The 10,531-nt window shown below is 39.2% G+C and carries 9 protein-coding genes and 2 pseudogenes; 4 read left to right on the top strand and 7 right to left on the bottom strand.

Going from position 1 to position 10,531, the window contains the following annotated elements; translation table 11 throughout:
- The 4 genes and pseudogenes from MMP72_RS15615 to MMP72_RS15600 all read right to left on the bottom strand — a co-directional run.
- Positions 1-629 (bottom strand): annotated as a pseudogene (locus MMP72_RS15615) (RHS repeat protein); the annotation flags it as partial.
- A 76-nt stretch (positions 630-705) separates the two neighbouring features.
- Entirely contained in the window at positions 706-1,125 is a 420-nt protein-coding gene (locus MMP72_RS15610; RefSeq protein WP_241406189.1) for a hypothetical protein, read from the bottom strand.
- A 19-nt stretch (positions 1,126-1,144) separates the two neighbouring features.
- Positions 1,145-4,777 (bottom strand): type VI secretion system tip protein TssI/VgrG, encoded by a 3,633-nt coding sequence (locus MMP72_RS15605; RefSeq protein WP_241406188.1) that lies wholly within the window; start codon positions 4,775-4,777, stop codon positions 1,145-1,147.
- Positions 4,778-4,867: 90 nt separating this feature from the next.
- Entirely contained in the window at positions 4,868-5,809 is a 942-nt protein-coding gene (locus tag MMP72_RS15600) for a hypothetical protein (protein WP_241406187.1), read from the bottom strand.
- A 170-nt stretch (positions 5,810-5,979) separates the two neighbouring features.
- Between MMP72_RS15600 and MMP72_RS15595 the strand changes: the two genes are divergently transcribed.
- Positions 5,980-6,195 (top strand): hypothetical protein, encoded by a 216-nt coding sequence (locus MMP72_RS15595; RefSeq protein ID WP_241406186.1) that lies wholly within the window; start codon positions 5,980-5,982, stop codon positions 6,193-6,195.
- Positions 6,196-6,206: 11 nt separating this feature from the next.
- Here MMP72_RS15595 and MMP72_RS15590 read toward each other — a convergent pair whose 3' ends face one another.
- From MMP72_RS15590 to MMP72_RS15585, 3 genes and pseudogenes are all read right to left on the bottom strand, one after another.
- Positions 6,207-6,920, bottom strand: coding sequence for a hypothetical protein (locus MMP72_RS15590; RefSeq protein ID WP_241406185.1), 714 nt, complete (start codon positions 6,918-6,920; stop codon positions 6,207-6,209).
- A gap of 122 nt (positions 6,921-7,042) precedes the next feature.
- A pseudogene (locus MMP72_RS15935) lies at positions 7,043-7,222 on the bottom strand (hydrolase or metal-binding protein); the annotation flags it as partial.
- A 32-nt stretch (positions 7,223-7,254) separates the two neighbouring features.
- The gene (locus MMP72_RS15585) at positions 7,255-7,788 is read right to left on the bottom strand and encodes a TetR/AcrR family transcriptional regulator (RefSeq protein ID WP_241406184.1); all 534 of its coding nucleotides are present in this window, start codon (positions 7,786-7,788) and stop codon (positions 7,255-7,257) included.
- A gap of 147 nt (positions 7,789-7,935) precedes the next feature.
- On the opposite strand from MMP72_RS15585, the gene MMP72_RS15580 reads away from it, so the two are divergent.
- The 3 genes from MMP72_RS15580 to MMP72_RS15570 are packed head-to-tail and all read left to right on the top strand — an operon-like array spanning position 7,936 to position 10,330.
- The gene (locus MMP72_RS15580; protein ID WP_241406183.1) at positions 7,936-8,502 is read left to right on the top strand and encodes a hypothetical protein; all 567 of its coding nucleotides are present in this window, start codon (positions 7,936-7,938) and stop codon (positions 8,500-8,502) included.
- Positions 8,503-8,522: 20 nt separating this feature from the next.
- Positions 8,523-9,317, top strand: coding sequence for an SDR family oxidoreductase (locus MMP72_RS15575; RefSeq protein ID WP_241406182.1), 795 nt, complete (start codon positions 8,523-8,525; stop codon positions 9,315-9,317).
- Between the two features lie 56 nt (positions 9,318-9,373).
- Complete coding sequence (locus MMP72_RS15570) at positions 9,374-10,330, top strand: alpha/beta fold hydrolase (RefSeq protein WP_241406181.1); 957 nt, start codon at positions 9,374-9,376, stop codon at positions 10,328-10,330.
- Positions 10,331-10,531 lie beyond the last annotated feature (201 nt).

Below are 10,531 nucleotides of genomic sequence, written 5' to 3'. Positions count from 1 at the left end.
GCCCAATTGCTAAATTTAAGCTTGGGGTCCCGTTTCTCTGCCGAAGCACCTATTGGAGCTGCAACACCTGCATTAATAGCTGCAGTTGGGGTTGCCATACTCTGCAAAATACTTGCACCCAAAGTTGCAGCTTGGGTCAGTAGTCCACTTAACTTTGCTTGGGTTTCTTTTAAAAATACTTCTAAATCTCCTGCAACCATTGCATTGAGATGTAAACCTAAACGTTTAATATCAGGCTCTTTGATTTTTCCATTTTCAGGATATAAGCTTTCTGCCATTAAACCGAACATCGGACGGAGTGCCATCCGTGCATGTGCCTCATTATTCGGCTCAGGAAACAATCCGATTAAATTTGCCCCAAGTAAAGCACCACGCTGAATATCAGCATCACCTGTCTGCGGTGTTGTAGCATATAAAAGCAAATCTAAAACACTACCTGTTAATGCAAAAATATTCGCAACTGTAGGGACATTGGCATTGCTTTTGACTTGTTCTAGCGTGGTATTTCCACATACTTGCAAAAAAAGCTGGATTTGACTTGCAATCATTTGTAAGTCAGTAACATCGCGTGTACTGGCTAAATTAAAAACTGCAAGTTCAACTGTAGATTGTTTTTGTTCTGACGCCATGCTTTTACAACACCCTTAAATTAAATACTGTTTTCAACGATATGGAAATTAACCAAAATCAACGCTATAACTTGTCTTACTTTAACTCTGCTTTCCTCAGAACTTTCTTCTCACTTCGGTCAGCATATTCGACTAGAACCCAATTATCATTTTCATTTCTAAATAATTTGATATATGAAGAATCAAAAATTCCAGACTTATTCCAAGGGGAGATTTTTATATACTTTATTTCACTACTATTATCTTCATATTGTATTCCAATACGATTATCTACTCTTGTTGAACTAATAGCAGAAGTACTTCCATTTTTATCAGAAATCATTATCTTTGAATGATCACTAGAATTATCTATATACATAACATTAATACCTAAATCATTTAGTTCTTTATTTTCTTTAATTTCCCAACTTTTAACTTCAAATGCATTACTATCATCTGCAAAGCTACACCCAGAAATAAATATTAAAACCAATACTGATACAAAACCCAATTTCATTTTTCAATCACCTCTACCATTATTTTCGTTTAATTTTATTTAATTTTTTCCAAGCCTCATTGAGATTATTTACTTTTAGTTGGTTAAGCTCATCCCAATCGTCCATAGTACAAGCTCCTGAACTTAGACATTTCTTTAACTCTAATTCAAACATACCATATGCAACCCCATTCGCTACATTCGGGTCTAATGCACCAGTTCCTGCCGAGACGGCTGTACCTGCTCCCCTAGCCACAGTACCAGCCAAACCTGTGCTTTGGGGTCCTCCTGTAACTGTTGTTTTTATAGCTTCAGCAGGAGCCGAAGCACTCCCTGCATTATTTGTAAAGATATTGGTCACTGAATCAACTGCCTGACCAAAGAAACCTTTTGATTCAGCGACAGTCGGCGTATTCACTTTTGAAGTTTGACTCTGTTTAGCCTGATCTTCCCAATACTGTTTTGGGCGATTTGCATTTTCTACTGCACGAGCAGCTTGTCTTTGAGCCGTACTTTGAGCCTCACGATCTCTTTGTTCCTGTAAGTGTTTAGCTCTATCATTTTTATCAGAAAACTCAACCGTCTCAGACTCATCACTTGGATAATATGAACCCGATGAGAGTATCTTCCCATCCGTCAAACTCATCATCTGCGCACCAGATATTCCCGTATTTAACGTAGACGCAGCTATAGCATTGACTTTACTACTCAATGTATCTGTTAGATTGGAAATGGTTTGTTGTTTCAAGTCCTGTAAAGTGTTACGTCCTATATTTTTAAACGTATCTTTATTCAATGAAAATAAATTATCTTTCAATTGTGACATCGCATTTTGTCCCAATGAACCTAAAGCATTTTTCATCATTCCTGTGATGCCTGCGACAGGTTCAGCCCATGTATAATCACGGCTAAAATCACTACTTTGCATCCATGCACTGGTATCATCTTTATCAAAGATCACTTTCGCTGGTCCAGGTGCAATGCCTGTAACTTGAGCAAAACCGCCTCCATCCAGCTTGCCTGTAATTTGCTTGCCTAATGAATCAATCACCTTATAACTATTTTGCTTAAAGAAGTTTTCGCCACCGTAGCTTCTCAATAATTCCAAAGCCCCTTTCATCGGTTTAGCCTTAGGTAATTGAGGAACATTGCTATTAACACTCGCGCCAGCAGCAAACAAATGCTGCCCAGCCTTTACCTCGAACTTACCACCTGTCGTCGGAAATACCCCAGAGCCATTAATTTTGATCTGAGAACTGCCTGCTGTAATCACAATTTCTTTTGGACTGGTGATATAGATGGCATCTTCCGTTGAAATGATTTGTATGTCTTTACGAGCAATGAAATCCGCTGCATCATCTTGTGCCTGAATCTCAAACTTACCTTTTGCTGCAACTTGTTTAATACCGTTCTGTGCTGCAAATAGGCTGATCTTTTGACTGGCTTGAGCAATCAAGTTCTTCTGTGTGGTCAGGTTAATGCTATCCCCTGCAAATTGATTCAGTTGTCCATCTGCGGAAAGATGAATATTTTCTGAAGTGCTCAGTCCAATTCCATTGGGTGAGCTAAGTAATAATAAAGCCTTGTTAAATTTGGCAATGTCTTGTTGAATGTCTTCTGCAAAGCTTTTCAGTTGTTCTAAGGCTTCGAGTTCATCGGTTTGTTGATTCTTTGCCACCTCACTCAGGGCTTTAGCGTTGTTTTGGTTGCCTTCCAGTTGCTGTTTGGCGCTTTGCGCTTCAAGATGATCACCTTGCGCTTGTGCTTGGGCATGGGTGCTGATCAGTAAGCCTTCACCTGCTCGGACTGCACCCCATTGATCGGTACGCAGTTCAAAGCCTTCACCTCGGTCTTCACTTTCTGCTTCTGATTTTGGATGGCTGAGTTTACCGAGATTGAGTTGGCTCGCTGCATGGCTGCTTTGTAGTTGTGCGCTGATCTGTCCAGTGGTGTCATCAAAGCGCAGTTGGTTATAGCCTGTGCCTTGGTATTCTTTGGATTTGATCCCTGCCAGTTTTTTGGTGTCAGGCAATTGTCCTGCATTGTCGAATTTTGTTGGGCTGCGTTGTGCTTCGTGGAGTCGTCCTGTGACAAAAGGACGGTCAATGTTGCCGTCAAAGAAGTCGATCACTACGATTTCACCAATACGCGGTAGAAAGCGTGCGCCATAGCCTTCGCCTGCCCAAGGGGTCAGTACATCCACCCATGCTGAATCGGTGTCGTTGTTATTACTGCCTGCACCACCATCGTGTTGGTGATCATCGTTTCTAGTAAACAGGAATCGGACTTTGATTCTACCCCATTCATCGACATGGATTTCTTCACCTGCTGGTCCAACGACTTTAGCTCGTTGTGGATGAGCTACTGGACGATGTTGCAGTGGATGGTATTCAGGTACGGTTTTGATGTTGCGACGTTGCAGGGTCAGTTGGTTGGCTTGGCGTTCTTCGCTATTGTTAGAATACTGCCATTGGCTTTGTTCAACTAATTGACTGATTTGCTCATTTAAATCTTTGGGTAGGTTGTTTTGGTTGTAGTAGCTTTTGGCAGTGATTAAGAATTCTTGGTCTGATCCGTTGTGTTGGTCAATTTCTGGATGTTCGTTGAGTTTAAACCAATAGCCGACTTGGGTGTCTCGTACTGTGGTGTTGGCAATAAAGTGTTTGGCTTGGGCATCATGGTAGTGACTGAGGTACTGATTGAGTTTCTCAATTTGATTGTTGCCTGATTTAGTTACTCCATCTTCACCATTCAGGTCTTGCATCCATGCTGGAGTGAAGTGCCATGCATCTTCAAGCCCTAGGCTGGCATTGTCATGTTGTTGACTATGCTGATGTTTGCTTTGTACGCTGCCTGCACCATCTTCTTGTTCGAGGGCATCAGCTTGCCAGCGTTGGATATGCACTGCGGTCGGTTGTAGACTGCGTTCGGCAATCAGACTGGTCATGCTGTCGTATTGTTCGGTGGCACTGCTGCGGTGATAGCGAATCGTTCTTCGATTTAAAGCTTGGTATTGACTATTGTCATCGATCAAGCGCAGTTTTTGTGCTTGGATTGGACTGTTGCTGTTGAGAACCGTCAGTTGGGCTTCATCGATTAAAGTGCTAATTCCTTCAGAGGCTAGCAATCTTTGAATAAACGCAATATCAAGTTCATTGGACTGCATCACAAAGGGGCGGACATCGTAATCTTGAGTGAGTCCACTGAGGTCAAGTGTGAGACTAGATGCGAATAATGGACTTTTAGACTGCCATTCCTTGAACAGTATTTGCACGATATCCACAACTGTTTTATTCATAAACACGCGGGAGTTTCGGCGTTTATGCCACAGTGCAGTTGCATCTTGTAGTTTGAGTTTATATAAAGTCAGTGAACCATCACTTTGGCCTTGGACGGCTTCAGTGATAATACCAGTGGTTCTAAATAAAGTACCTGTGTCCGTAACGCTATCGACAGCAACTTGGCAACCAATGAATTGTTTTAATGGAATGGTCGCGTTCGTTGAAAGGCAGATAAGCTGGGCATTTACACCTTCATTAATGGCATGTACACCTTCAATGTGCTGCAAAAACACCTGATTGGCTAAAGCAGGATTCGAAAATTGAATATGAATTGCACGTTTTTGTGCGGTTAAGCCGAGTTGTTCTAATGCAGCATAAATAGTTTTGAACATTGCTTCTTATGAGTTTTTTTAAACGTGAGCGCATTTTACAGCAAAAAGTGTGTTTCTGCTCAGACCGTGCCGTCTATTTGTTGTGACGATTTATGTCTTTGGTTGTTTCAATTTTTTCAGGAGCATCCGTCGATGGCTAATCTGTGATTTGCTGATTTGATATTTTTCCTTCAATTGCCCCATCTTGAGTGTTTCCAAGTCTTCTGCATGTTGTAAGACCCAGTCTTCTATTTTTATTCTCACTGGTCCAATCCTTTCTTTAATCTCTAAGCGGCGACGTAGTGCTTTTCGAGCACTATGGATTGCATCGGTAGTGGTTTTGAGCTGTTCCGCAATTTGTCGAATGGTCATCGTTGGACTAAGAATTGTGTCACGCTGCTGATAACGCCATCGCCATGTTTCATCCAAGTTTTTTAAATGAAGCTCACTCATTGAAATGACTTTCAATTCGGCACATGCCAATTCATGGAATTTGCGTGCAGTGTAATCGTCAGTTTGCAATATCTTTTGTAATTCCTTAAAACTTCGACATTGGGCAATCGAAGCTTTATGCTTTTGATAAATTTTTTCTACAGCATACTGACTTTCATGATTCCGTGTCTTTTCCCGCTTAATACCCACTTCACGAACTAAATAATTGGAATAGCTTTTGACTACACCTTTGCTGAGTCCATATTTTTCCAGCAACATTGGAAAACTATAATACAAAATTTCATTTTGATGCTGAATGATCCAAGCTCGGTCACGTCGAACTATTTTTTTTTGCAGCCCTAATATTCGTCTCATTCGAGAAATCAATGTACTCGATAGCTCAAGCTCTTGTACCGCTTGGCGATATGTAGCTGTTTTTAAATATTCAACAAGCTCCATCGTCATAATGATTGATTTAGAGCCTGTTCGGGGTGCGCCGTACAACCAGCCTAAATATAAAGAAAAACCCATTGGCATTTTTCTTTCTTCATACACATCCCAAGCCTCTCCCTCCCAATCTTTCAGAGTTTGAATTGGATAAAGAACATGTTTTTTAGCCATAATGATTTATAGAAATTATGTATGCGATTGGTTGACTGTTTTATCAAATTGGAATGTGTTGTAGCAACTATGTCAGAGTTGAAACTTCATGTATTCTGCAATACATTTAAAATCTTCTATGATCTCATCGATCTTGAACTCACTTTTTCACGTCTGATAAGTCTTTTCACATGACTAATACACATCAAACTCAATGTATTGATGGTCCACTTTGGGGATTAAACACCCAACGCTCTACCGAAGAATTTACTTACATTGATTCTTTGACAGGCAAGACCACCCAATACACAAAAAAAATACTGTATGGACATACTTTTTTTGTTGCACAGGACATTCATGTCAACTTTGCAAAACAGATGGCTTTACTCTTATTAAATTCAATTTAACAAAATAAAAATCATCCCTTATCTCTTTTCCGCATCACGATATTCTTAACTTTCTGCTTAACCCCTAACTTTAAAGCCTTTTTATCAATCTTATTCTTAACCAACTTTTCGGCAAAATATATTTTCGCCGCATAGTTCAAAAAGGTAAAGGCAAGGAATGAAAACATCAGTATCCAAACAATCAATGTGACCCAAAAGCTTTCAACTGAGTTTTGTGAGACAAAGTGATTGTATTTCTCTAAATCTGGATCGAAAAAATTCCAAAAAAATATTGGAAGAGCCGCGAGTATGAAAAAGGTCGCGTATAAGGACACGCCTCCCCATTTTTTTATCACTCGAACCCATCTTGTTTTAAATCCATCAACAAAATTGAATTTATCCTCAACCTCAGAGAACTCAACCAATGATGAACCACGTTTGTATTGATATATTTTATTGGTCTTGTCTTTTTGCTTTAAGAGGTATTGAGCTTTGCCTCTATCAATCTCAGGAATCCCAACAACAAGTTGATATTTTTTAGTTTCAGCTAAATCAAGTATATTACCCCTATTGTTATCGCTTTCAGATGTGTTATCTAAAGCAAGCAGAAGCCCATCATAATCCTCACGTAGCTGTTTTCTTTTACTGAGTGAGTTTTCTAGAAAGAATTTGCCGATACCAATCAAAGCAGTAGCAATTGTAAGTATTGAAACAACTAAAGTAATTATCTGAACAATATGATCCATTTTTCCCTCGTATTAAGTTATTGGAACATCACTAAAACTTATATAGCAAGTTAAAGAACAGCCAATACTTCCTGTCTAACAATACGATTGAAAAGAACATTTTATGCTCTTTCCTAAGCTATTTAATTCAATGCTTGAACCGACTGCTGCAAACCTTTCTGAATATCCTTTACATCTGTTACGTTATGGGATTGTTGATGTTGCTTTGAATTAGATTCATCCGTGTAAAACTCCTCAATAATATCCAAGCCCTCTTCTCCTCCCAACTAAAAACTAGAATTGCTATATCCATTTTTTAATAGGCTTTTCAAAATCTAAGAGAGTGTTCAAAATTCTATAATTTGAATAGTTCGCTACAAATTGAATATTTTTCTTCATCAGTGAGTTCGTGCGACAACAATCCTTCAACCGTAAAAACAGCAATTTTTACTCTAGCCTCAATTCTCTCTTCTGCAACGCCAGACTGTCTTAACTCTTGGCGTAATAGATTTTCAACAAGAATATGAAAGCGCTCATGCCAAATATTAATTTCTGGAGACAAATGCAATCGCGCATGCACCGTAGTAACGAGTTGTTTTACCAATCTAAACTGATCAATTACCCACATTAAGCGCTCAACAATATCCTTTGTTTGAAGTTCAATATATGCAGAAAATCGATCGATAAGTTCAGTATTTAGAATATTAACCAATAATTCATCTTTATCTTTGAAATACCAATAAATTGTGTTTGGTGCAACTCCTGCAATAGCAGCAATTCGGCTCATAGACGTAGCTTCATAACCCTCATTTAAAAATAAGGTACGTGCCGCACTAATGATTTCTTTTTGTTTCTCTTCGCGGTCTTGTAGGCGTTTATTACGAGCCATCACTATCTCCAATTTCTTAACTTAAAAAATTTATAGCTAAGAAGACCATTTATCGGTTTTATTTTACATCATCTTGAATACCATTCAAGAAATGATTACATTCAATACAATCTTGAATAGCATTCAAGAAGATAAGGAGGAAGCAATATGCAGAAAAACTTTACAGAAGAAGATTTACTTCTACTTTCATTGGAAGAGCTTCTTGATTTGTTTCAAACACTTGATTCGCCTAGTATTGAAGAAATGAATGGCGAATTCGCTGCACGTTTATTAGCTCAACCGAATTGGGTGGCTAATACAATTGGTCAAATCACCTTAAACAACCCTTTCCGTCAATGGCTTAGTAAAGCCTTTCGACCTTTAGATACAACTACAGGCCGAGGCTACAATACCTTTCTACAAGGGCATCGCATTGTGCAGTGCTATCCAATGTTGACAATGATCGCTCCCTCCCGCTTCGATAACCAACCAGCGTACCAACTTATTTACCGTCAATTTCACTCGATTTGCGGCAGCATCAATATGGTCGATGAGATTAGAAGAGTTTCAAAAAATCTATATCTCGGCATTGGCACATATGGCTTTACCCATCATCAACGTCATATTCCTTATCCGTTTTTTTTGAAAGCTACCCATACGCCCTATAGAGGTGACATCGGTCGTAAACGAGATGGTTTTCAGATCAGTTCACGAGAAATTCCAAGACTATATTAAATTTCACATAGGTAAATAAAATGACTATGAAAAATCGTACCGCACTCATTACAGGTGCTTCTGCTGGAATTGGCAAAGCATTTGCACATCATTTAGCGAAAGAAAAATATTCTTTATTGTTAGTCGCACGCCGTGAAGAGCGATTAAAGGGATTAGCTGCCGAATTGGTTGAAAAATACAATATCAATTGCAATTTTTTTGCTGCTGATTTGAGTGATCCATCCGCACCTGCTGCGATTATGTCTTATGCAGAAAGTTTGGGAATCACAATAGATATTCTAATTAATAATGCAGGTCTGTCCGGCAAAACTGCATTTGCTGAAACGCCTTGGTCAAAGCTAGCAGCAGAAATCCAATTGATGATCTCAAGCGTGACAGAACTTTGCCATAGAGTCTTACCTAAAATGCAAGAAAATGGTTGGGGACGTATTATTAACCTTTCCTCACTCGCAGCATTTTCACCTCCTGGCGCAAGTCTTCTTTACACTGGAATCAAGCATTATGTCTTAGATATTTCTCAATCACTGGATATGGAGCTGAAACCACAGGGAATTCATGTTACGGCACTTTGTCCTGGATTCACACATAGTGAATTTCATGATGTGATGGGTACTCGTGATGCAGCGAATAATCTTCCCTCGGTCCTTTGGCAAGAACCAGAACAAGTCGTCAAAGCAGGCTGGGATGCCGTCATGAACGGTAAGCCTGTGTGCGTACCAGGTTTAGTCAATAAAGTGATTGCGAGTAGTGTTCGTCCTTTACCAATGTCACTCCAATATTTCCTTGGCAATCGAATGAATCCTTTTAAACAATAAAAAGTTAGCCACCCAATTTATTGCCTTTTTAACAGCAAAGAATAAGTGAGAAAAACATGTCAAATCGTATTTATCCAGACATATCAAAAATACAAAACTCAGCTCAAAAATCAACATTCTTGATGGATGGTATAACATGTGCTGCGACACTCCACACCCCATTAGATGCAGATAAAAAGCAATATCCAGCAATTCTAATGCTTGGAGGATGGGGAAGCATTCAACAAGCTCTAACGCTCCCTTACATTAATCAATTTGTTCAAGCAGGGTTTGCTGTGATGGAATTTGACTATCCAGGTTGGGGTTTAAGCGGCGGCTGGCCTCGTCAGGATATTAATCCATGGACACGGGTAAAAGCTGCAAATGCCGCTTTGGCACACCTAAAAGGTCAGACGCAAGTAGATGCACACACCATTTATTTATGGGGAACTTCATTTGGTGGCGGGCATGTTGTTGATCTTGTATCACAGCATCCTGATTTACAAGGTGCCATTATCCAAGTACCTATGCTGGATGGTTTAGCGACAGTTCGCGCTGTGCCATTCACGCAATTAGCAAAATTTATCAGTTTAGGCTTTGTAGACTTGATAAAACCGGGTTCACCAATACATATACCTACCTTATCAGAGGCTGGAGAGTTTGGCTCGATGGATAGGGATAAAGCTTGGGAAGCGCTTCAAACTGCATTACTTGCTCACAATGGTAGAAAATACGATAATCGTGTAACTGCTCGTTCTTTATTAACAGTAAGTTTTTATAGACCGTGGAAAAAATTAAAAGATATAAAAATTCCTATGCTAATCATTGGTGCAACACGTGACACGGTGGCTCCATTTGTACCTGAAAAAATAAGAAATGCTGGTAACCCATTACTTCAGGTAATCGAAATGGATGCTGATCATTTTGACCCATACTTCGAACCCTATTTTCCAAAGACAGTTGAATATCAATTGAAGTTTTTAAAACAATTACAACCTATTGAAACACCATTAAATTTAAATAATCTAGAATGATTTAGCTAATAAAAAATTATCTTGCATGGATACATATAAAATCCATGCAAGATTAATAACAAAATGCTTCAGACTTCTACTTAGGAGATACTATGCAACCATCTTGGGCTTTGTTGCACAAACCTATCTGTAAAGGCTTTTTCAGCAATATAATTTTCAAATGAAGAAGCCTACACACAAAATCTACCGCACAACCAATTG

Source organism: Acinetobacter sp. NIPH 2699, assembly GCF_022549355.1.
GTDB lineage: Bacteria > Pseudomonadota > Gammaproteobacteria > Pseudomonadales > Moraxellaceae > Acinetobacter.
Note: the sequence above shows the minus strand (reverse complement) of the source record. Positions and strands in the feature narration are given on the sequence as shown.